Source organism: Variovorax gracilis (assembly GCF_030317115.1).
Lineage (GTDB): Bacteria > Pseudomonadota > Gammaproteobacteria > Burkholderiales > Burkholderiaceae_C > Variovorax > Variovorax gracilis.
The window spans coordinates 433,432-454,255 of the sequence record NZ_JASZYF010000001.1; the positions used below are offsets into that span (position 1 = coordinate 433,432).

A 20,824-nucleotide genomic window follows, 5' to 3' on the forward strand; every position below is an offset into this window, starting at 1 on the left:
GTGATGGAATTCAGTGCGCGAGTCAGCACAGCAGCCGGATGCGCGGCACCCAGGCGGTAACGCCACGAGCGATGTCGGCGTAGGCTGCGTCAAATGCAGCCTTGGGCCGGCGGTGGGGGTCGGCGATGTCGAACTTGTCGAGTTCGCCCAGCCGGAACGCCTTGCCGCGCACCAGCGGAAACCGCTGTTCGAGTTCGGTCTTGTGGCCCTGCTCCATCACCAGGATCAGATCGGCGGCCTGGCACATCCAGTTGGTGATCTGCTGGGCGCGGTGGGCCGAGAGGTCGAGCCCATGGGCGGCCGCCACTTCGATCGACAGCGGGTCGGCAGGGTCGCCCACCAGCGCGCCCAGGCCTGCCGACCAGACCTTCATCTGCGGGAACTCGCGAGCCAGCAAGGCTTCGCCGATGGGGCTGCGGCAAATGTTGCCGATGCACACGACGAGGATGTTCTGCATCACTTGTAGATCGAGTTGCCGACGTTCATGACCTGCGCACTCGGCAGGATCATGCTGATGACGCGGTTCCAGCGCACGAGTGCGGCAGGGTCCACGTACACGACGTCACGCGGCTTGAGCTCGAAGCCCTCAGCCAGCGCGTACGCCACTGGCGACTTGGCATCGAGGTGGTAGATCTCGGGAGTGCCGTCGGCGCGAGAGCGCACCACGTAGATCTGGCGAGGCTCGCCTGTGGTGGTGCTCACGCCACCGGCCTCGCCGAGCGCTTCGTTGAGCGTGAGGCGTCCGTTGCGCAGCGGCTGCGCAACAGGCCGCGTCACTTCGCCCAAGACGTAGACCTTGGCGTCGTCACGGCTGTACACGCGTACGAGGTCGCCGCTGCCGAGAAGGATGTTCGCGGGGTTGATGCCGAGCGTCGTAAGCTGCTGCATGTTGACGACGGAGGTAACGCCATCACGCGAGATGGAAACCATCGAGCGGTCGGCATCCGCGGCGAAGCCGCCGGCGCGGTTGATGGCCTCGGGCAGCGTCATCGGAATGTCGTTGACCGCCTGCAGGCCGGGCGTACGCACCGCGCCATCGACGTAGACCCGGCCGTTGCGGTAGGACTGGATCCGCACCGTGAGCTTCGGCGCTTCGAAGAACTTCGAGAGGGCCTTGGTCAAGCGGTCACGCACCTCGTACTCGGTGAGCCCGCCGACCTTGAAGCTGCCGACATAGGGGAACTGGATCAGGCCTTCCGCGCTGACGTTGTAGCCATTGCTCACGGGCGAGCCGCTGGTGGCGTCGGTCGTGAGAGATCCCGCCGGCGCCAGCACGAGATCCGGGTGATCCCACACGACGATGTTCAGGATGTCGCCGGAGCCGATGCGATAGGGCTGGGCTACGCCGTACAGACGCTTGACGTCCTCTCCGACGTCGGTCGCCTGCGCGGCGCGCTGACGGCGAATCAGCTCGGGCGTGATCTTCTGCAGCGCGCCCGGCGGGGCCGCGTCCGCAGGGGCATCCATGGCCGTTGCGGAAGTGCGCGCATCGTCGTTCGGCGCCGTCTCGTCGAAGCTCATGCCGGGCGCAAAGGCGCAACCGGCAACCAGCGTCACTGCGGATGCCAGTGCCGACCACCGGGCGATCGGACGCAGCGAGCGCAGCAAGGAAGAATGTGAAGGGAGATGACTCGAGGTATCCATGATTCTGTGGCGGCCTACTGGCGCGCGGCGCTGCGAACGCGGCGCATGTTGTCTTCGAAATAGACCAGGCCTGCGCGGTCCGAATTGAAGGTGCGGTCCAGCGCCGACGCGGTCGAGGACACACCTTGGTTGGTGGTGATGTAGTTGCTGCTTTCCTGGATCACGGTCTCGACGCCGTACGACCAGCGTGGCGAGCCGGTCACCTGGATGTGGTGCGTGGGGTTCATGTCCTTGCGTGGCGTGAGCGGGATCGAGATCTCGATCCCGGCAAAGGAGCGCGCCTGGCGCTCCCAGTCGAACTTGGTTCGCCGCACGTAGAGACTCACCGCGACGTCGTGAAACCACTGCTTGATGCCGAGCCTGACGCCGCGGTCGTTGTAGAGAAACTGACCCGCCGTCGCTTCGAAGTACGTGTGCGTCGGCGTGTAGGCATAGCGGTAGTTCGCCAGCAGCGAGCGCGAGTGGATCGGAAGGAAGCGGTCGTAGTCGATCGTGCGCTCGAAGCGCCCGGCTTCCACGCTGAACCGGTTCCGGCCGTCGCCTGGCTCCCAGCGCAATTCGCCGAAGGCACCGCGGTAGTTGCTGTCGAAGCGGCCGGCCGCGACGTGGGCGGTGAGGGCATCGAGTCCCCATCGCGCCGCCGTCTCGCTATCGGCCTGCCCCATCAGGCGTTCGAGCGGAACGCGCGCGAACTGGTGCAGGAGTACGCGGTCGGTCGAGTTGACGATGCGGCTGGTGCCAAACACCTCGCCATCGCGGAAGTCCTGCGATTCAGCGACCGGCGCAACGTGGCTGACCTCGGCGTAGCCTCCCTTCCACAGGGGCTGCTGCACGGTGGCACGCACGCCTACCGAGTAGTCAAACACGCCGTACTCTGTGGCGAGCGTGCTGCGCACGACGGGCTGCAGCATCAGCCGCGTCGTGGCCCAACTCTGGGCAGAGCCCTGGACCACCCAGGCGGCCTCATCGAGCGTGGCGTCCAGCGCCGTGGTGCCGGGCGTGTAGAGCCGCGCTGCCGTGCATGCGGGCGTCTCCATCGCAACCCACTGCGCGAGGCAGTCTGTGCGGCCACGTGCGCCGACGATGGAAATTTGCCGTTGGGTCAGCACCAGGCGGTAGCCGACACGGGCCTCCCCCAACTGGCGCGCAATCACGCCCAGCGCGACGCCCAGGCCATCGGCGCTGTTGACGTTGTAGGTGGCGTTGTTGACTCGAACGGCGACCGCGCCGTCAGGCAAACGGCCGACGGAAATGTCTTCGAAACCCTTGGCGCTCAGTGCCTTGGCGAGTGCGCGCAATTGCGCGTCGGTGATTCGAGCGGTCTGCTCCACCACGGCCGCGGCAGGTGTCGGATCTGCGAGGGGCGCCGAGATGGGCTGAAGGGGCGCAGATGCGGGCAGTCCCGCGGTCGAAAACTCGGTCGCGGAGCTGCTCCGCGGCGCGGGCCCGACCATGGCCCCGGGGAGGCCCCTGGACATCGGCGCCGATTCGGACGGCCGATGGGTGGACACCTTGTAGAGCGGCACCGTGAGGCCGACGCTCCACCAGTTGCGTGCGGTACGCCCGTCGCCCGTCAATCGCACATTCGCGCCCAGATGGGCGGACCATCCGGCAGGAAGCCATTCGGCAGGCGCGAAGACTCGCGCACCGGCCCATGCACTGCCGTCGACGTATTCGACATGGCCCTGCAGCCAGGACAAGGGCCTATACATCGCGCTTGCGAAAGGGCCATCCATCGGCGGTGCGGACGCACGGTTGAAGCGGTCGTCAAGACGACGGGCATAGCCCAGGCTCAGGTCAAGCTGGCGATCCGGGCTGTATGTCAGGACACCGTAGGCGGACCGGAAATAGGTGGCCGCGCCGCCCAGGTCAGTCGCCCCGACCGCGGCGTACCAGCGGCCGGCTCGGTCGAGCGGAACGCCGGCCTTGAAGTTGAAGGACAGGTCGCGTACGCCACAAGGCTCGGTGTAGCAATGGGTATTCAGCGTGCTGGCGGCTATGCGGCCGGAAACCTCGAGGTTCGGCAGAAGCCCGAAACCCGCCACGAAGTTGTGGCCGCTCGTACCGTAGCGGCTGTTGGCAGGGGCACCGGGTACTTGGTCGTCGTAGGCCAGTGCCGTCGTCCCCCAACGCAGGAGGCGCGCGGTCGGCGTGACGGACAACCCGGAGTAGCCCGCAGAATTCAACACAGCCTCTTGCTGCGCGAGAGCAGACTGCGTCGCCAAGGCCAGCAGGGCCATACCAGCGCCTACTTTGTGAACGCGTCCCATCGGAATCAAAAACCTGTAAGTTGCCGAGAGCCTGGCCCAACAGACCGAAGGGCAGCCTGCGCTGCCCTTCGATTGGGGAGGCTCACAAGGAGCGCCGTGTATCAGCCGCCCGTAGCGCCGGTGCCGCCGGTTGCGCCACTGCCCGGGACAGGCAGTGCATCGCCCTTGGCCTTGGCGGCGGCCAGCACGGCGGCCTTCACCGATCCGTCGGCCTCTTGCATCACCGAAGCGGTGTTGTCGAGCACCTTGTCCAGATCGGAGCCGATCGCGAAGGTGGCGGAATCAAAGTTCTGCGAACGCGCGGCGCTGAGGATCGCTTCAGCATCGGCATCACTTTTGCCCGAGGCCACGAGTTGCGCCTTGACGACGTCAAGCGCGGCCGCACGATAGGTGGCCACTGCGCTGGCAGAGGACACATTGTTGGCGAAGGTCGCATCGGCGGCGATCTTCGAGATGAACTGCTCCACGCTCAGGGAGCCATTGCCGCTCACCGACGCTGCGAGCACGACTTCCGTCATGGTGTCCGTGAGCGGCGTGAAGTTGACCACCGAGCCGGAGAAAAGAATGCCACGGTAGCTGATGGCGCCGGACTTCGCGGTACCGATACAGGGATAGGTCAGCGCAGCCTGGTTGGTCGTGTAGGCACCGTTTCCGTTGGTGGTGGCAGCGAGCGTGGCGACGTTGGCGCAGGTCAATGCGACCGTTGCGCCCGCAAGGGCCGCACCCTTGGCACCCGTGCCCGTGACCTGAATGCTGGTCCCCGCGCCGTTGCCGCCGCTTTGCGGGAAGCTTCCCCCACCACCGCCACCGCCGCCGCAGGCGGCGAGAGATGCGAGTGCGACGGCATACACAAAAAACTTAGCTCCATCCAGTTTCATGATTCTTTTCATTTGAGGTTTTGAGGCAGGTGCGCCTGCAGGAGGGTTTGGAAAGCGACACAGGCGAAGTGCGTCGAGTTGAATTCGGATGAACACGTTCAGCAAACGTTTCATTTCCAATAACAACTATTTCCGGACGTTAGTCTAACAGCGACCAGTCAGGTTCATCCCTCAGGGCAAGACCTCTTCCAACAACCAAAGATCACGAAGTAGCACTCGGATCGATCAAACATGGCGACTGTTGGAAGATTTTGACGATACTTAACGACTCGTCAACCAGGAGGCTGGTCAATGACAACGCATTGAGTGTAGTCAGATTCGAGCGTGCGCATGAAAAAATACCGCCCTGTTACACGCTCAAACCACACAAAACGGGCATCGTTAATTAAAAAGTACTACTCGTCAATAAAAAAGAGTGAAAACTTTTCAACTCATTTTCTTCAATAACTATCGAGCCAAAGCTGCCTAGCAGTTTCAGATTAATCCGATTTCAATCGAAACTAAATTGGCAATTTTCACCAATAGGAAGTCAGATTCTTGAGGCGGCCGAATTGATGTTTCCGACCCTTGGCCGTTTTGCGCGCAAGACTTCCCCCTGCGCGCTCGCCTCAGCGGACGCACGTCAGTGCACCGGGGTTCTCGCTGCCGCGTGCGCGGCACAGCGATTCGGTGGCCTGATCGCCTTAGATCATTCCACCGTTGATCGAGATCACCTGTCCGGTGATGTAGGCCGCTTCATCGCTCGCCAGAAAGCCGGCAAGCGCCGCCACCTCTTCCGGCTTGCCGGCGCGCTTGACCGGCACCATCTGGTTGATCATCGCCGCGTCGAACACGCCATCGGCCATCGGCGAAGCAATGATGCCCGGCGCGATCGCATTGACCGTCACGCCGCGCGCCGCCACTTCGAGCGACAACGCCTTGGTTGCACTGTTGAGCGCGCCCTTGGCCGCGGCGTAGTTGACCTGCCCGCGATTGCCCGTCAGCGAGGCCACCGACGAGATGTTCAGAATGCGACCCCAGCGCGTGCGCAGCATCGGGAGCAGCAGCGGCTGGGTCACACGGAAGAACCCATTGAGCGAGACGTCGATCACCTTGTGCCACTGCTCGGGCTGCATGCCCGGAAGCACCGCGTCGTCATGCACGCCGGCGTTGTTCACGATGACCTGCACAGGACCGCCTTCGAGGATGCGCTCGCAGGCGATGCGCGAGGCCTCGTCGCTGCGCAGGTCGAACACCACGCACTCGGCCTTGCCGCCGGCAGCGGTGATCGTCGCCGCCAACTGCTCTACGGATTCCGGCCGGGAGTTGGCGTGCAGCAGCACCGTGGCGCCATCGCGCGCGAGGCGTTGTGCAATGGCCGCGCCCAGTGCGCCGCTCGCGCCGGTGATCAGTGCGCGTTTTCCTGTGAGACTCATGAGGATGCTTCCATGGCAAGCGGCGTGTTCAGGACGACCACCGCACGGCCTTCGGCCAGCGGCCGACCGTGCGCGTCCTTGACCGCGAATTCGTAAAGGATCTGGCTGACGTCGCCGGAGATGCGCTGGGCGTGCACGTGCAAGAGGCCCGCAATGTCGTCGATGTGTTCGACCGCCAGGCGCACGTTGCGCGCACTCGCCAGAAAGCCCGCCGAGGGTTCGCTGCCCTCGGCCGCGAGCAATCCGCCATGCAGCGCCATCGCCTGCGCGGCGTACTCGATCAGATTCGGCGAAAGCAAGCCGCTCGCGGTACGCAGCGGATTGTCGGCATGCGCGTGCGTACCGGTCGTGCAGTGAATGGCATTTGCGTCCCACGACTCCAGCCGCTCCAGCAGGCACATCGTGCCGCTGTGCGGAATGCGCCGGGCAATGCCGGCCTGATCGAGCGTCTGTGGCGCAGTCATTCAATATCCTTCAGATCGGCTACCAGCAACACGTTGGCGAAGGGCGTGCCTTCGCTCATCGGAATGCTGTGCGCCGAGAAACCCAGGCGCTCCAACAGCGCCATCCAATCCTTGAGCGGGCGACCCCATGTCGGCGACACGCGGTGGCCGCGAATGCGCGTCACGGTGCGGTCGACCCACTGGCTGATCGCAAAGCCACGGCGACTGTCCGCATCGCCGACGCGCAGGAGCAACCGACCTCCGGGCTGCAGCGCATCGCGCACGCGGCGCAGCACGCCCTCCTGCGCATTCAGGTCGACGTAGTGCAGCACGTCCAGGATCACAACGAGATCGCTGGCCGGCAGTTCGACGGTGCACATGTCCGCGCAGACGAATCGCGGTTCGGGCTGCAGATGCCCCACTGACGCCTCGGCGCGTGCAACGTCCTTCGGCATGAGTTCGATGCCCGTATAACGCGCCGTTGCCGAGGTGCGCGGCCAGGTCGAGGGCCATTCGCCCGCTTGGGCCTGCATGGCATTCATGGCCGACAACAGGCTCATGAACAGTCCCTGACCACAGCCGATGTCCACGACCCGGCCGCGGCGCTGGCCGATCAGGCCGCGTTCGATGAGCCCGCGAAAAACCGGATCGCGCCCCAGCTTGCCACGCGCAAAGTGCCATGCGAACTTGCCGGCCTTCCTGTATGGCGCGGTCGCGCGCTCGTGCAAGCGACGCCACGCGGCGTCCGTCGAGATCTGTGCACTCATGCCGCCAGGGCGTCCGGCAAGGTCACCGCCCGCAGGCCCTCGGCACGGATGCGCGCCAGCAGCGGCGGCAGCACGTCCAGCACCACGGCGCGTCCGGCGGCCGTGCGCGCGGCATTGCCGTCGTGCAGCAGGAGGATGTCGCCCGCCTGCAGTTCGTCGGTCAGGCGCGCGAGCACGGTGTCCGCATTGCCTTCGCGCGTGTCGTAGCCTCGACGCGTCCAACTCACCAGCGACAGGCCCAGCCTGTGAAGCACCGGCCCCAGGAACGGATTGCGCAAGCCGGCGGGTGCGCGGAAGCAAGTCGCGCGGTGGCCGATGACGTCCTGCAGCACCTGCTGCGCGCGCGAGATCTCTGCGGCGAAGCCGCGTGGGCCCAGAAACGAAAAGTTGTGGCGATGCCGCGCCGTGTGGTTCTGGATGCTGTGGCCGCGCGCCACGATCTCGCGGGCCAGCGCCGGGTATTCGAGTACTCGCTCGGCGATGCAGAAGAAGGTTGCGCGCTGGCCGTGCGCATCGAGCAGGGCCAGCACCTGCGGCGTGACTTCCGGGTCCGGACCATCGTCGATCGTGATCGCGATTTCGCGCCGTGCCACCGCCGCCTGCGGCAGTCGCGTGACATTGGGGCCCAGCAGGCTGCTGCGGGGCGTCAGGCCCGCGGCGGTGATCAGCGCGTGGTTCAGCACGATCCCGCCAATGGCCCAGGGTGCCGCGCCGGGCACCAGCATGGCGGCGCCGCCGGCCAGAAGATGCCAGCCGACGCTGGCGCGAATCATCGGCGGCCAGGGCCAGGAGGGAGAAGCGGAGACGGGAGCGATGGTCTGCATGGAGGAAGTGAGCGTAACGCGCGGCGGGGTGGATTTTCCCATCAGCGGCGGTTCGAGGCCATGGGCGCCACGGCACGCGCGAAGGCGGCCGACAACAGCAACGCCAGCAAGGCGCCGGGCGCTACCACGCGGCCGATCGACGACAGCGCCGGAATATTGGAGATGGCGATCAATCCAAAGGAGACGACCGTGGTCAGATTCGCCAGCATCAGCGAGGCCAGCGTGTCCTCGTCGGCGCGCCCGGTTTCGCGCAACTGGTCGAAGAACAGCGCGTAGTTCGATCCCACCGCGACAATCAGCAGCAGGCCCACCAGATGCAGGATGCCCAGCGGCACCTGGAGCGCCGCCATGCCCCCCAGCGTGAGCACGACCGCCACCACCAGTGGCTGGCACACGGCAAGCAGCCGGCGGCCCGAGCGCAGGTAGATGGCAAGCAGCACGACCACCGCGAGCGCGCCCACCATGACCTGGACGAAGGCTTCGTGCAGGTAGCGCCGGTACAGGCTGGAAAGCTCCTGCCCCACATTGACGACCTGCACATCGGGCAGACCGTCGAGCGCGATCGCCAGGCGCGCTGCATCGAAACTCGCGCCCGGGTGCAGGGAGATCAACGTCGACCACCCGCCCGCCTGCCGTTCGAACATCAGGGCGCTGACCACGGCGTCGAGCGGCCCGCCCTGCAGATCGGCGCGCTGGATCATGGGCTGTCCCTTGGCAGTCTCGACGCCTGCGATGAAGGGTTCCAGGCGCGTCGCCGGCAGCGGCAGCCCCCGGGTCGCTTCGGCCAGCCGGGTGCGCAGCGTTTTCGCATCGGGCAGGCTCGCGATGCGCGCCGCCTGTGCAGCCTCGCTGGGCAGCACGCGGGTGACGGATTCGAAGCCGGCCAGATCGCCCTTGTCCACGAGTGTTTCAAGGCGTGCGCCTGCGGCTTCGGTGTTGCGCAAGGCAGACTGCACGTCCGCGCCATGAACCACGACCAGCGTGCCGCCATCGCTGGCGCCGATGTCCTCGCGCAGTTCCGCATCGAGTCGCTGCGCGGCCTTGGGCACCGGGCTCATGGCGCCAAGATCGGCGCGCCACAGATGGCCGCCCTGCCACAGGACCAGCGCCAGGGCCGCGGCGCCGAGCACCACGAAGACGTAGCGCAAACGCGGCAGCGCCCGCACCAGGATGCCGGCGACCTGTGCCATCTGACGCCGCATGCCCATGCCCGTCGCTCCGTCCGGCGCCAGCACGGGCAGCACGTAGCGCGCGACGAGCGCCGCGGCGATGAGCCCGGCGAGCGAGAAGACGCCGAGCTGCGCGAGCCCCGGGAAACCCGAGAACACCAGCGCGGCAAAGCCGCAGACCGACGTCAGCAGCCCCAGCCTCACCGTGGGCCAATGGATGTCACGCCAGCGCTGCCAGCCGGTGCCCGGCACGGCGGCGCCCCGCGCCTGTATCAGGTAGTAGATGGCGTAGTCGACGGTCTCGCCGATGAGGGTGCTGCCGAAGCCCATGGTCAGGCCGTGCACCTGGCCGAAAACGAGGCTCACCGTCGCGGTGCCTGCGACCACGCCGGTGGCGACCGGCAGAAGCGCAAGCACCAGCGCGCGCGGCGACGCGAAGGCCAGCAGCAGCAGCGCGCCCATGACGATCCCGCCGACGACGGCAAGGTGGATCGCCTCGCTCTTGATCTGGTCGCGGCTCTGCACCGAGAAGACGGGCGCGCCGGTCATCTGCAGTTGCGGGCCGGCGCCCGCCAGGTCACGCGTGGCGGCGTCGAACGCGCCCTGCACGCGTCCGATGGCCTTGGCGATGGCGTCGAGGTCGCTGCCCGGCGCGTGCGTCGTCGCCAGGATCAGCGCGCGCGGAGCGGTGCGCGACACCCACACGCCCTCCTCGCTGCGCGGCGAACTCGCCGGGATCAACCCTTCGGCGATGCGTTGCGTCTCGCCCGTCGGGTCGCGCTCCAGCAGCGGTTTGAGCGCGTTGCCGGCCGGCGTCCCAAGCATCGACAGGCTGTCGACGATCGCGTCGCGCAGGCCTTCCATCGTGAAGCGTTCGGGCGTCACGGCAGGCGAGAGCTGGTAGCGGTGGTCGAACACCCACGTGCCCGTCTCCTTCCACTCGCTGGTGTCGCCGTTCTGGACCTGGTCGAACAGCTTGCTCTCGCGCATCGCGGATGCCAAGGCGCGAGAAACGGAAGCACGCTGCGCCGCATCCTTGCCGCCTTCGATGCCGATGAAGATCGTGCGCGACGCGATGCCGCTCTGCAATTGCTCGATCAGCACCCGCTGCCGCGCATCCGGGCTGGCCGGCAGGAAGGCCGAGAGATCCGCGCTGAAATGCGTGCGTGCGATCAGCACGATGCCGGCGAGCAGCAGCGCCAGCCAGACTCCCAGCGCCAACGCCGCGCGGCGGCGGTCGAATGCGGGAGCAGCGGACGTCACGGCGCGGAACGCGCGGGCGTCCGTGCGGAGCCGGCGGCGGCGCGTTCGGGCGTGATGTTCATCACCGAGCGGTCGCCACCAATGAACTCCATCTCGATGCCAAGCACTTCACCGCCACGCCCGCTCAGGCGCATGGTGCGCACCTGGGCGGCGAGGCGTTCGTCGACCGGTTGCAGGTCGAGCGTCCAGCCGCCGCTGGAACCCGCAAGCGTGCTGCGGAAGTAGCGCTGCAAGCCTTGGGAATTGCCGCTCAGCGTGCCGCGCATGGCTTCGACCATGCCGAGCAGTTCGGGCATGCTGTCCAACTGCAGGGTGCGGGTACGTCCGCCGCGAGACAGGGTCAGCGTGTTGCCTTCCACGCTCATCGTTTCGGCTCGCGGCGCGAGGGTGCGGCGCACGAGCTTGTCGGGTGCGGTGAAGCTGAGCACGCCGCTGGCTTCGAGCGGCCCCTCCAGCCCGCGCACGAAACGCTGTTCGGTGAACCGCGCCTCGCCGCTCTTCTGCTGTGCGAGCAGGCCCATCAATTCGGGCAGGTCGAACGCCCACGCGGACGATGCCGACAGAGCCAGGGCAGCCAGGAGCGCCCTGCACCAGCGGTCAAACCGAATCTTCGAGCCAGAAATCATGGAAATTGAACCAGTTGTACGGATAGGCGCGGCACAGCGCCTCGAGCCGGGCCACGTAGCTTTCGAGCGCGGCACGGATGCGCCGTTCCCGCTCGACGGGGTCGCTCACCCTTTCGCTGAAGTCCGCCAACGGCTCGAACAGCACATCGTAGCGGGCGCTGCCCGCATAGAGTCCGGCCATGAAGAACACCTTGCGGCGCAGCAAGGCCGCCAGCCGGAACGGCCCGTCATTGAAGAGCGCCGGCTTGCCGAGAAAGGACACTTCGATGCTGCTGCCGCGTTGCTGCCCCGCTTCTTCCGGCCCTGCCAGGGTGCGGTCCGCCAGCAGGCCCGCCAGCCCGCCCGAATCGAGCCAATCGCGCAGGTCGAGCATGGAATGCGGACGGCCCAGCGCGATGATGTGCGGCCGCAGGCCAGGCAGGCTGATGGCGTCGAGTACGGCATTGATCTGCTGCGCGTTGTCCTGGTACATCAGCATCGCCGCGCGCAGGCGTTCGGGCGTGGGGCTGCGATTCGTGGCCGCGCCCACCGCCTCGAAGCTGCCGACGTGCGCGCCCAGCATGAAGGCGCCCCGCCCCGCGTCGGTTTCGGCTTCGACCGGCTCGTTGCCGTAGACGCGGATGTCGAACAGGTCCATGCGCCCGCGCAGGAAGTAGATGCGGTCCAGCACTGTCGAGGCGAACGCATGCAGCAGGCGGTAGCCGTCGCTCCACCCGGCCTGCGGCCCGATGACACGGAACAGGTAGCGCTTGATGTGCCGCCGCGGCGTGGGCGAGAACAGCAGGAAGTAGAGCGCGATCGGGTGCAGGATCAGGCGCGTCAACGGCCGGCCGCATTGGATGGCGATCCAGCAGATCACGCGCAGTGCCAGCATGTTGCTGCGTTCCGGCGCGCGCGACCACTCGGCCTGGCGTGATTTCGAGTCGCTGGCGTCGGGCTGCCGCCGGTCAGCGTTCATGGCTGCGCGTCGGCGCCGGGTGTCCAGCGCCCGCTGACCGCGATGACGTCGCCGCAGCGGACCTCGAAGCGCAGTCCCCGCGCTGCGCCGGTTTCGGGGATGAGGTCGATCCGCAGCGTGCTGCCCGGCCGCACCGGCGCCAGGAACTTGGCTGCGGCCAGTGTCGGATGGGGCCCCATGCGCGCGGCGAGCGCAGGAACGCTGCGCACGGCTTCGAGCACTTCGGACACCAGCAGCGCGCCGGGCATGAGCGGCTGGCCCGGGAAATGGCCCGCGAACGCGGGATGGTCCGCCGGCACCTCGCGCGTCAGTTGCACCGGTGTGCTGTCCGACGCAAGGTGCGCGAGCGCGAATTCGCGCAGCGAGCGGACGGTGAGCTTTCCCGTGCCTTCGCGCGGAAACGCAGTCACGTGCACTACGCGGCGCGGCACGAAGACCGCTTCCACCCGCTCGCGCAGCGCCGTGATGATCGTGTGTGCGTCGAGCGTCGGCGCCACGACGAAGGCCACCGGGCGCACCACACCGTCGGCCACCTCGTCCGGCAGCCAGAAGGCGCCGTCCTCGATGCCCGGAATGCTGTTGAGGTGATGGTTGAGATAGCCCAGCGAGCTGCGCCGACCCGCTACGTGGATCAGGTCATTGGCGCGGCCCAGCAGGCGGAAGTGGCGATCGTCGACCAGTTCCAGCACGTCGGCCATCGGCGTGGGTTCGGGGATGAAGTCGCCTTCGAAGACAAAGCGCTCGGCGCCGGCATCGTCGTGTTCCGCATGCACCCGGATCTCGCCGAAGGTCTCCCAGACCTCGCTCTGCGTTGGACGGCGGGTCGCGACCTGGCCGGATTCGGTGCTGCCGTAGATCTCGATCAATGCGCCGCCCATGGCCTGCTCGGCCTGGGCCGCCAATTGGGGCGATAGCGGTGCGGTCGCCGAGAGGATCAGGTCCACCGGCGGAAGCTCGATCCCGGACAGCAGGAGCGTCTTCAGGTGGAACGGCGTCGTCACCAGCGCACGCGGTTGCGGCACGGACGCCAGCGCCTGCGCGACGTCGGCGGGAAAGAACGGCCGGCCGCTGTCGAACGCCGCTCCGCCCAGCAAGGCCAGCAACGCGGAAGACTCCAGTCCATAACTGTGCTGCACCGGCACTGTCGCCACCAGCGTCAGCCCTGCAAGCGATGGGCGCCCGAGCAGGCTGGACAGCCGTCCGACCGCTGCCACGACGTCGCCCACCAGCGTTCCCCAGGTCTTGGCATGGGGCTGCGGCGCGCCGGTCGAGCCCGAGGTCAGCAGGCTCACGGCGTGCATGTCGCGATCGATCCTGGGCACGGCCGGATCGGATTCGCCGGCCGCGGCGGGCCGGTTTTCGACCAGCACGCGCGGCAGGCCGGGCGTCTCGACGTGCACGTCGTCGGTCACCGCAAAGGCGGGATCGCCGATTTCGTGCAGCCCGGCCAGCGTGTCCGGTCGCGCATCCGGTGGCAACAGGCTCGTTTCGCCACGCATCAGCGCGGCTGCAAGGCTCACGGCAAAGGCGTATCGGTCGACGCAAAGGTTCACGACCGGGCCGCCCGCATGCAATTCAGGTGCGAAACGCGCGACATCGGCAAGGAACTGGCGCCCGCTCACCGGCACGCCGGCGCGCCATGCCAGGGGTTGGTCCAGATCGCGATCGGCGAGCAGAGGCAGGGAGGGTTTGGAACTCACCGTGATGTCCGGTTCAATGTCGCGCGGTGCGATCGACCGGCGCGCTGTAGAAGGCGCGCACCGCATCGACCAGGCGGGTGCGCTCGAATTCGGGATGCAGCCGATAGCGCACCAGGTACTCGCCGACGAAGATCACGCCGATCATGGCCGGCGTCAGCAGGTTCGCAAGCACCGACCAGGCGGCGAACGAGAAGTACGCATAAACCACCACCGAGGCCACCGCCATGGCCGCAAAGTAGAGCGCCCAGACGAAGGTGACTTGCGAGGTGTAGATGAGCATGGCCGGCGACAGCGGATGCACGCGCTCGGCGAACTGGCCGATGAGCGACAGTCGGCCACCACGCAGCGACCCGCCGAACCAACCGCACAGCAAGACGTTGATGCCCACGTGCTGGAACATGTAGAGCCGGTTCGGATCGCCCGCCTCGCCACGCAGCACGAGCGCGAACAGCAGCACGCCCAGCACGCCCGCGAGCGCCAGGCCCCAGTTGCCGAAGCGGCTACCGGCAATGCCCAGCGCAGTGAGCCACAAAGGCCCGAGCAGCACGGCCAAGGCCCACGGCTCCGCCGCGTGATACAGCATCATCCAGTGGGAACCACAGGCATAGGCCACCCCCGCAAGCAGCAGGAGCGCCATGCGCCATCGGGACATGGATCAGGAAGCGCCGCGATTCTGCGCGACGTGGGCCGCAAGACTGCGTAGCGACGAGAAGATCTGCTGGTTGCGCTCGTCATCGGAGCGCAACTGGAACCCGTACTTGCGGGAGACCTCGAGCGCCACTTCCAGGATGTCGATCGAATCGAGTCCGAGCCCTTCGCCATAGAGAGGCGCAGTTGGCACGATGTCGGACGGCGCGACCTCCAGGTTGAGCGATTCGACCAGAAGGACGGCCAATTCATTCTCGAGGGGTGACTGTCCGGACGCGTCGCCAGCGGCGGGAATGGGGGAATGGGCTGTCAATGACAAAAGAAAACTCCGGGAACGTGGTGTGAACTATCGCATGGGGTCGGAATTATAGAAGGCGGCCTTCGCTAGACTGGCTTCCCTGCCAACGAACGGAAACACCCATGGCCGACCCTCTTCTCATCGCGCGCCACGACACCGCCGAATGCAACCTGCTGCCAGGCCTTGCCAATCGCCACGGCCTGATCACCGGCGCAACAGGCACCGGCAAGACCGTCACGCTGCAAACCATCGCCGAAAAGCTCTCGAACATCGGCGTGCCGGTGTTCATGGCGGACGTCAAGGGCGACCTGACCGGCGTCAGCCAGAAAGGCAGCATCGGCACCAAGATGGCCGCCACGCTCAAGGACCGCGGCCTCGACCAGCCCGAGTCCATTGCCTGTCCCGTCACGCTGTGGGACGTTTTCGGCGAACAGGGCCACCCCGTGCGGGCCACGGTCTCCGACATGGGTCCGCTGCTGCTGGGCCGCATGCTCAACCTGAACGAAACCCAGGCCGGCGTACTGAACCTGGTGTTCAAGATCGCGGACGACAACGGTCTCCTGCTGCTCGACCTCAAGGACCTGCGCGCGATGCTGCAGCACGTCGGCGAGAACGCCAGCCAGTTCACGACCGAGTACGGCAACGTCAGCGCTGCCAGCGTGGGCGCCATCCAGCGCGGCCTGCTCCAGATCGAGGGCCAGGGCGGCGACAAGTTCTTCGGCGAACCGATGCTCAACATCGCCGACTTCATGCAGACCGAGGGCGGCAAGGGTGTGATCAACATCCTGACGGCCGACAAGCTGATGAACTCGCCGCGTCTCTACGCGACCTTCCTGCTGTGGCTGCTGTCGGAGCTGTTCGAGCAACTCCCCGAGATCGGCGATCCGGAGCAGCCCAAGCTGGTTTTCTTCTTCGACGAGGCGCACTTGCTCTTCAACGAGGCCCCCAAGGCGCTGGTGGAGCGCATCGAGCTGGTGGTGCGGCTGGTGCGCTCCAAGGGCGTCGGCGTCTTCTTCGTCACCCAGAATCCGCTGGACATCCCGGATTCGGTGCTCGCCCAGCTCGGCAACAGGGTGCAACACGCGCTGAGGGCTTTCACGCCTCGGGACCAGAAGGCAGTCAAGGCGACCGCGACCACGATGCGGCAGAAGCCGGGCCTGGATATCGAGGCCGCCATCACCGAACTCGCTGTTGGCGAGGCGCTGGTGAGCTTTCTCGACGAAAAGGGGCGCCCGTCCGTCACGGAACGGGTGTTCGTGCTCCCGCCTGGCAGCCAGATCGGCCCGATCACGCCGGCACAGCGGCAGGCGCTGATCGCGAATTCGCTGGTGGCCGGCGTGTACGAGAAATCGGTGGACCGCGAGTCGGCCTACGAAAAGCTCAAGGGCCGGGCCGAAACGGCGCCGGACGCACCCGTCGCCGCCGGAAAGCCGGGCACGGGCACGGCCGCGCCCCAGGAGTCCGGCGGCATGATGGGCAGTCTCAACGAAATCCTTTTCGGTTCCACCGGCCCGCGCGGCGGCAAGCGCGACGGACTGGCACAGACGATGGCCAAGTCCGCCGTCCGCACCATGGGCACCACGGTGGGCAAGGAAATCCTCCGGGGCGTGCTCGGCGGCATCTTCGGCTCCAAGAAGCGCTAGCGGCCCCCGACGTTCAGACAAGCTCCGTCAGCGCGTTCTCGAACGCCGTGCGCGCAATGCCGGTCCGCGCGCTGGAGCGCGCATGGCAACGCTCCAGCGCAGCGGCCACCGTCGCCGAGACATCGCTGAAGATGGCCGCATCGGAAATCTCGGCGTTGTCCTGCATCAGGAACGCGAAGGCGCGCGCCATGCCGCAATTGGCGATGAAATCCGGGATGACCGCGACCTGAGAATCCGCCTTCTCGTAGATCGGTCCATAGAAAATCTCGCGATCTGCAAACGGCACGTTGGCGCCGCTGGACACGACTTCGAGGCCGCCCTTGACCAGCGCTTCGACCTGCGCCTGCGTCACGAGCCGCGATCCCGCGCAAGGCAGGAAGACTTCGGCGCCCGCGCTCCAGACCAGGCTGTCGATTTCATCGAATCGAAGCATGTACTTGGCCGAAAGCTGGTTGCCCCGCTTCTCGAGGAAGAGTTGGCGAACCTGCTCGAGACTGAAGCCATCCGGATTCAGCAACCCGCCCTCGCGGTCGATGATGCCAACCACCTTCGCACCGGCCTGCGCCAGGTAGTACGCGGCGGCCGAGCCGACATTGCCCCAGCCCTGCACGATGACGCGCTTGCCCGCAACCTGCCCGCCATAGAGCCGGTAGTAGTGCAGCACCGATTCCGCCACCCCCCAGCCGGTGATCAGGTCGGCCACCACATACTTGCGCGAGATGTCCGGCGAGTACGCCCGATCCTCGACGACCTTGGCCACGCCCATGCGAAGCTGGCCGACCTTCTGGATGCGCTCGCTGTCGCTCGGCGCAAAGTGCCCGTTGACCACACCTTCCTGCGGATGCCACAGGCCGTAGCTCTCCGTGATCGGAATCACCTCATGCACCTCGTCGATGTTCAGATCGCCGCCGGTGCCGTAGTAGCTCTTGAGCAGAGGCGTAACCGCCTTGTACCAGCGCCGCAGCACGTCGTTCTTGCGCGGGTCGGCCGGATCGAAGTCGATGCCCGACTTGGCGCCGCCGATGGCCGGGCCCGAGACACTGAACTTGACCTCCATCGTCTTTGCCAGCGATTCGACCTCGCGCCGGTCCAGGCCCGCCCGCATGCGCGTCCCGCCGCCGGCGGCACCACCGCGTAGCGAATTGATGACAACCCAGCCCTTGGCCGGCGTCTCCGCGTCGTGCCACTCGAAAACGATCTCGGGCGCCTTGTTCTCAAAGCGATTCAGAAGTTCTTTCATCTCAGTCTTTCAAAATGGAAACCAGTGTGTTCAGTGGCGACGCACGAACCGGCGCCAGCCCCATACCGGGGAGACAGCGGAACCGGCTCCGCCGGCCCGCCGGTATCGCCCCCGGCAGGGGGTGGAGCGCGTCACGAAGTGCGCGAGCCTGGCGTTCTGCCTAGGCCAGGAGAAGCTTGTCGTCGTCGAGCTTCTCGCCGCGTGTCTTCTCGAACATGTGCAGGAGATCGGACACGTCCATGCCGGCGCGCTCCTCCCCCTTCACGTCCAGGATGACGCGGCCTTCATGCAGCATCACCGTGCGGGTGCCGTAGTCGAGCGCCTGGCGCATGCTGTGCGTGACCATCATGGCCGTGAGCTTGCCGGCCTCGACGATGCGGGCGGTGAGTTCGAGCACGAAGGCGGCCGTCTTCGGGTCGAGCGCCGCCGTGTGCTCGTCGAGCAGCAGGATGCGCGACGGTTGCAGCGACGCCATCAGCAGGCTGACCGCCTGCCTTTGCCCGCCGGAGAGCAGGCCCATGCGGTCGGCCAGCCGGTTTTCGAGGCCGAGGTTGAGGATGCTGAGCTTCTCGCGGAAGAGTTCGCGCAGGCTGCGCGTCAGCGAGAAGCCGAAGGTGCGGCGGGCGCCACGCTTCCAGGCCAGCGCCATGTTTTCCTCGATCGTGAGTGCCTCGCACGTGCCGGCCATGGGGTCCTGGAAGACCCGGGCGACAAGGTTCGATCGCTCGCAAGCCGGGCGGCGGGTGACGTCTTCGTCGTCGATGCGGATGGTGCCGCGATCGACCATCAGGTCGCCGCTGACGGCATTCAGGAAGGTCGACTTGCCGGCGCCGTTCGAACCGATGACGGTGACGAACTGTCCCGTCGGGATCTTCAGGTCCAAGCCTCGCAGCACCCGGTTCTCGATCGGCGTGCCGGGGTTGAAGGTGATCTCCAGGCCTTTGGCGTGCAACATCAGTTGGCCTCCTTGACAGTAGCGGCCGCGATCCGGCCGGCGCCGCCCGGCCTGAGCGCGGCCAGCTTGCGTTTGTAGGTGGGAACGAGCAGCGCGAATGCGACGAGCACGGCGGTGACCAGGTTCAGGTCCTGGGCCTTCAGGCCGATGAAGTCGCTGTTCAGCGCAAGTGCGATGAAGAAGCGGTAGAGCACCGCCCCGAGGACACAGGCCAGCGTCGTGACGACCAGGCTGCGCGCCGGCAGGATCGTCTCTCCGATGATCACCGCCGCGAGGCCGACGACGATGGTGCCGATGCCCATCGAGATGTCGGCGCCGCCCTGGGTTTGCACGAACAGGGCGCCGGCCAGCGCAACCAGCCCGTTGGACAGCGCCAGGCCCCAAACCGTCTGCCGGTCGGTCGAGATGCCCTGCGCCCGCGCCATGCGCGGATTGCCACCCGTGGCACGCATGGCCAGGCCCGCTTCCGATGCAAAGAAGAGATCGAGCAACAGCTTGGCCGCGATCACGATCACGAGCAGCACCAGCGGCTTGAGCACGTAGTCGGGCATGCCGCCGAACGCGACCATGCTGAAGACCGTCGGCTCGTCGATGAGCGCGATGTTGGGCTTGCCCATGACGCGCAGGTTCACCGAATAGAGCGCGATCATCACCAGGATGCTGGCGAGCAACTGCATGATGCGCAGCCGCACGTTCAGCCATGCGGTGAGGTAGCCGGCGAGCGCACCGGCCGAGATCGCCGCCGCCGTCGCGGCGAAGGGATTCCAGCCCGCCACGATCAGCGCGGCGGCAACGGCTCCGCCGAGCGGGAAGCTGCCATCGACCGTGAGGTCGGGGAAGTTGATGATGCGGAACGAGAGGAAGACCCCGAGGGCAACCAGCCCGAAGATCAGTCCGATCTCGATCGCACCGAGGGATGCAATGAGCGACATGTTGGCGACGCCCGCTTACTTGACGACGACTTGAGCGGACTTGACCAGCTCGTCCGGCAGCGTCACGCCTTGCTTCAGCGCGGCGGCCGGATTGACGTGCAGCTCGAAGGTGCTGCTGGTCTGCGAGGCGATCGTCCCGGGCGCCTGGCCCTGAAGAATGCGCACCACGATCTTGCCGGTCTGGTGGCCGATGTCGTAGTAGTTGAGGCCCAATGCCGCGACCGCGCCGCGCTTGACCGCGTCGGTGTCCGCCGCGACCACGGGAATCTTGGCCTGCTGCGCGACCTTGACGATGCCCTCGAACGCCGACATCACGTTGTTGTCCGTGGGTGCGTAGATGACGTCGACCTTGCCGACGAGGCTCTGCGCCGCGCTGGCCACGTCGACAGTCCGCGCCGCGGCGCCCTCCACCAGGGTCATGCCGGCAGCCGGCATGGCCTTCTTCAGCGCCTCGATGATCGACACCGAATTGGCTTCGCCCGGGCTGTAGATCACGCCGACGCGCTTGGCGTTGGGCACTACCCGCTTGATCAGTTCGAGGTGCTTGTCCAGCGGAGAGAGATCGGACACGCCGGTCACGTTGGTGCCCGACGCCTCCCACCCCTTCACCAGCTTGGCGGCGACCGGGTCGGTGACCGCGCTGTAGACGACCGGGATGTCCTTGCTCGCGGCCACCACGGCCTGGGCCGACGGCGTGGCGATCGCGACGATCACGTCCGGCCGTTCGCCCACGTACTTGCGGGCGATCTGCGCCGCCGTGCCGTTGTTGCCTTGGGCGCTCTGGTACTCGTACTTCAGGTTCTTGCCGGCCTCGAAGCCGGCCGACTTCAGCTCGTCCTTGACGCCGTCGCGCACCGCGTCAAGGGCCTTGTGTTCGACGATCGAGGTGACTGCGACCGACACCGTCTTGTCGGTGGCGTGGCTGGGGGCGGCGGCGCCGGCGAGCGCGACGGCAAGCAGGGCGAAGGAGGAACGCAAGAAAGGATATTTCACTGTGGAGTCCTGATGAGAAATAGTCGGCAGGGTTCAATTTGCGACGGCCACCCCGATCGGGCGCCTGTCAGGTTCGCGTCGGTAGACCGCGTTCCAGGGGAGTAAGTGTGATTTTTTGCGCGGAGAATCTGTTTTCATCGCGCGTCGGGGCGAACCCT

Annotated in this window: 19 protein-coding genes; 1 reads left to right on the forward strand and 18 read right to left on the reverse strand. The window is 66.6% G+C overall.

The genetic code is table 11. The features are described from left to right. Positions 1–22: 22 nt before the first annotated feature. From QTH97_RS02060 to QTH97_RS02125, 14 genes are all read right to left on the reverse strand, one after another. Complete coding sequence (locus QTH97_RS02060) at positions 23–460, reverse strand: low molecular weight protein-tyrosine-phosphatase (protein ID WP_286566321.1); 438 nt, start codon at positions 458–460, stop codon at positions 23–25. Continuing rightward, the gene (locus QTH97_RS02065; protein WP_286566322.1) at positions 457–1,557 is read right to left on the reverse strand and encodes a polysaccharide biosynthesis/export family protein; all 1,101 of its coding nucleotides are present in this window, start codon (positions 1,555–1,557) and stop codon (positions 457–459) included. Before QTH97_RS02065 ends, QTH97_RS02060 begins: the two co-directional genes overlap by 4 nt. 101 nt (positions 1,558–1,658) lie before the next feature. After that, a complete protein-coding gene (locus tag QTH97_RS02070; protein WP_286566323.1) occupies positions 1,659–3,833 on the reverse strand; it encodes a YjbH domain-containing protein in 2,175 nt (724 codons plus the stop codon). 182 nt (positions 3,834–4,015) lie between these two features. Beyond that, a complete protein-coding gene (locus QTH97_RS02075; protein WP_286566324.1) occupies positions 4,016–4,897 on the reverse strand; it encodes a hypothetical protein in 882 nt (293 codons plus the stop codon). Between the two features lie 578 nt (positions 4,898–5,475). Continuing rightward, positions 5,476–6,207 carry a 3-oxoacyl-ACP reductase FabG gene (fabG, locus tag QTH97_RS02080; protein WP_286566325.1) on the reverse strand — a complete coding sequence of 244 codons (732 nt, stop codon included), beginning with the start codon at positions 6,205–6,207 and terminating at the stop codon, positions 5,476–5,478. Beyond that, complete coding sequence (locus tag QTH97_RS02085; protein ID WP_286566326.1) at positions 6,204–6,671, reverse strand: hotdog family protein; 468 nt, start codon at positions 6,669–6,671, stop codon at positions 6,204–6,206. Before QTH97_RS02085 ends, fabG begins: the two co-directional genes overlap by 4 nt. After that, positions 6,668–7,417, reverse strand: a complete 750-nt coding sequence (locus QTH97_RS02090; RefSeq protein WP_286566327.1) for a class I SAM-dependent methyltransferase — start codon at positions 7,415–7,417, stop codon at positions 6,668–6,670. Before QTH97_RS02090 ends, QTH97_RS02085 begins: the two co-directional genes overlap by 4 nt. Then, complete coding sequence (locus QTH97_RS02095) at positions 7,414–8,241, reverse strand: polysaccharide deacetylase family protein (RefSeq protein ID WP_286567071.1); 828 nt, start codon at positions 8,239–8,241, stop codon at positions 7,414–7,416. The genes QTH97_RS02090 and QTH97_RS02095 overlap by 4 nt, the downstream gene beginning before the upstream one ends. Positions 8,242–8,282: 41 nt before the next feature. Further along, positions 8,283–10,673: an MMPL family transporter gene (locus QTH97_RS02100; protein ID WP_286566328.1), complete on the reverse strand. Its 2,391-nt coding sequence runs from the start codon at positions 10,671–10,673 to the stop codon at positions 8,283–8,285. Continuing rightward, complete coding sequence (locus QTH97_RS02105) at positions 10,670–11,299, reverse strand: LolA-related protein (RefSeq protein WP_286566329.1); 630 nt, start codon at positions 11,297–11,299, stop codon at positions 10,670–10,672. The genes QTH97_RS02100 and QTH97_RS02105 overlap by 4 nt, the downstream gene beginning before the upstream one ends. Then, positions 11,271–12,257 carry a lysophospholipid acyltransferase family protein gene (locus tag QTH97_RS02110; protein WP_286566330.1) on the reverse strand — a complete coding sequence of 329 codons (987 nt, stop codon included), beginning with the start codon at positions 12,255–12,257 and terminating at the stop codon, positions 11,271–11,273. Before QTH97_RS02110 ends, QTH97_RS02105 begins: the two co-directional genes overlap by 29 nt. Beyond that, entirely contained in the window at positions 12,254–13,957 is a 1,704-nt protein-coding gene (locus QTH97_RS02115; RefSeq protein ID WP_286566331.1) for an AMP-binding protein, read from the reverse strand. The genes QTH97_RS02110 and QTH97_RS02115 overlap by 4 nt, the downstream gene beginning before the upstream one ends. Before the next feature lie 13 nt (positions 13,958–13,970). After that, positions 13,971–14,609, reverse strand: coding sequence for a COG4648 family protein (locus QTH97_RS02120; RefSeq protein ID WP_286566333.1), 639 nt, complete (start codon positions 14,607–14,609; stop codon positions 13,971–13,973). Between the two features lie 3 nt (positions 14,610–14,612). Next, a complete protein-coding gene (locus QTH97_RS02125) occupies positions 14,613–14,924 on the reverse strand; it encodes a phosphopantetheine-binding protein (protein WP_286566334.1) in 312 nt (103 codons plus the stop codon). Positions 14,925–15,025: 101 nt separating this feature from the next. On the opposite strand from QTH97_RS02125, the gene QTH97_RS02130 reads away from it, so the two are divergent. After that, entirely contained in the window at positions 15,026–16,546 is a 1,521-nt protein-coding gene (locus tag QTH97_RS02130) for a helicase HerA-like domain-containing protein (protein WP_286566335.1), read from the forward strand. A 13-nt stretch (positions 16,547–16,559) separates the two neighbouring features. Here the strand turns inward: QTH97_RS02130 and QTH97_RS02135 are convergent, their stop codons facing one another. The 4 genes from QTH97_RS02135 to QTH97_RS02150 form a co-directional block, all read right to left on the reverse strand. Next, complete coding sequence (locus QTH97_RS02135; RefSeq protein WP_286566336.1) at positions 16,560–17,786, reverse strand: Glu/Leu/Phe/Val dehydrogenase dimerization domain-containing protein; 1,227 nt, start codon at positions 17,784–17,786, stop codon at positions 16,560–16,562. Between the two features lie 160 nt (positions 17,787–17,946). Beyond that, positions 17,947–18,741 carry an ABC transporter ATP-binding protein gene (locus tag QTH97_RS02140; RefSeq protein WP_286566337.1) on the reverse strand — a complete coding sequence of 265 codons (795 nt, stop codon included), beginning with the start codon at positions 18,739–18,741 and terminating at the stop codon, positions 17,947–17,949. Beyond that, the gene (locus tag QTH97_RS02145; protein ID WP_286566338.1) at positions 18,741–19,673 is read right to left on the reverse strand and encodes an ABC transporter permease; all 933 of its coding nucleotides are present in this window, start codon (positions 19,671–19,673) and stop codon (positions 18,741–18,743) included. The genes QTH97_RS02140 and QTH97_RS02145 overlap by 1 nt, the downstream gene beginning before the upstream one ends. A gap of 15 nt (positions 19,674–19,688) precedes the next feature. Continuing rightward, the gene (locus tag QTH97_RS02150; protein WP_286566339.1) at positions 19,689–20,666 is read right to left on the reverse strand and encodes an ABC transporter substrate-binding protein; all 978 of its coding nucleotides are present in this window, start codon (positions 20,664–20,666) and stop codon (positions 19,689–19,691) included. Between the last annotated feature and the right edge of the window lie 158 nt (positions 20,667–20,824).

Coding starts and splice junctions, on each gene's coding strand:
- QTH97_RS02135 (WP_286566336.1), bottom strand. CDS start 17,786: ATGAAAGAACTTCTGAATCGCTTTGAGAACAAGGCGCCCGAGATCGTT.
- QTH97_RS02090 (WP_286566327.1), bottom strand. CDS start 7,417: ATGAGTGCACAGATCTCGACGGACGCCGCGTGGCGTCGCTTGCACGAG.
- QTH97_RS02085 (WP_286566326.1), bottom strand. CDS start 6,671: ATGACTGCGCCACAGACGCTCGATCAGGCCGGCATTGCCCGGCGCATT.
- QTH97_RS02130 (WP_286566335.1), top strand. CDS start 15,026: ATGGCCGACCCTCTTCTCATCGCGCGCCACGACACCGCCGAATGCAAC.
- QTH97_RS02105 (WP_286566329.1), bottom strand. CDS start 11,299: ATGATTTCTGGCTCGAAGATTCGGTTTGACCGCTGGTGCAGGGCGCTC.
- QTH97_RS02120 (WP_286566333.1), bottom strand. CDS start 14,609: ATGTCCCGATGGCGCATGGCGCTCCTGCTGCTTGCGGGGGTGGCCTAT.
- QTH97_RS02145 (WP_286566338.1), bottom strand. CDS start 19,673: ATGTCGCTCATTGCATCCCTCGGTGCGATCGAGATCGGACTGATCTTC.
- fabG (WP_286566325.1), bottom strand. CDS start 6,207: ATGAGTCTCACAGGAAAACGCGCACTGATCACCGGCGCGAGCGGCGCA.
- QTH97_RS02095 (WP_286567071.1), bottom strand. CDS start 8,241: ATGCAGACCATCGCTCCCGTCTCCGCTTCTCCCTCCTGGCCCTGGCCG.
- QTH97_RS02140 (WP_286566337.1), bottom strand. CDS start 18,741: ATGTTGCACGCCAAAGGCCTGGAGATCACCTTCAACCCCGGCACGCCG.
- QTH97_RS02110 (WP_286566330.1), bottom strand. CDS start 12,257: ATGAACGCTGACCGGCGGCAGCCCGACGCCAGCGACTCGAAATCACGC.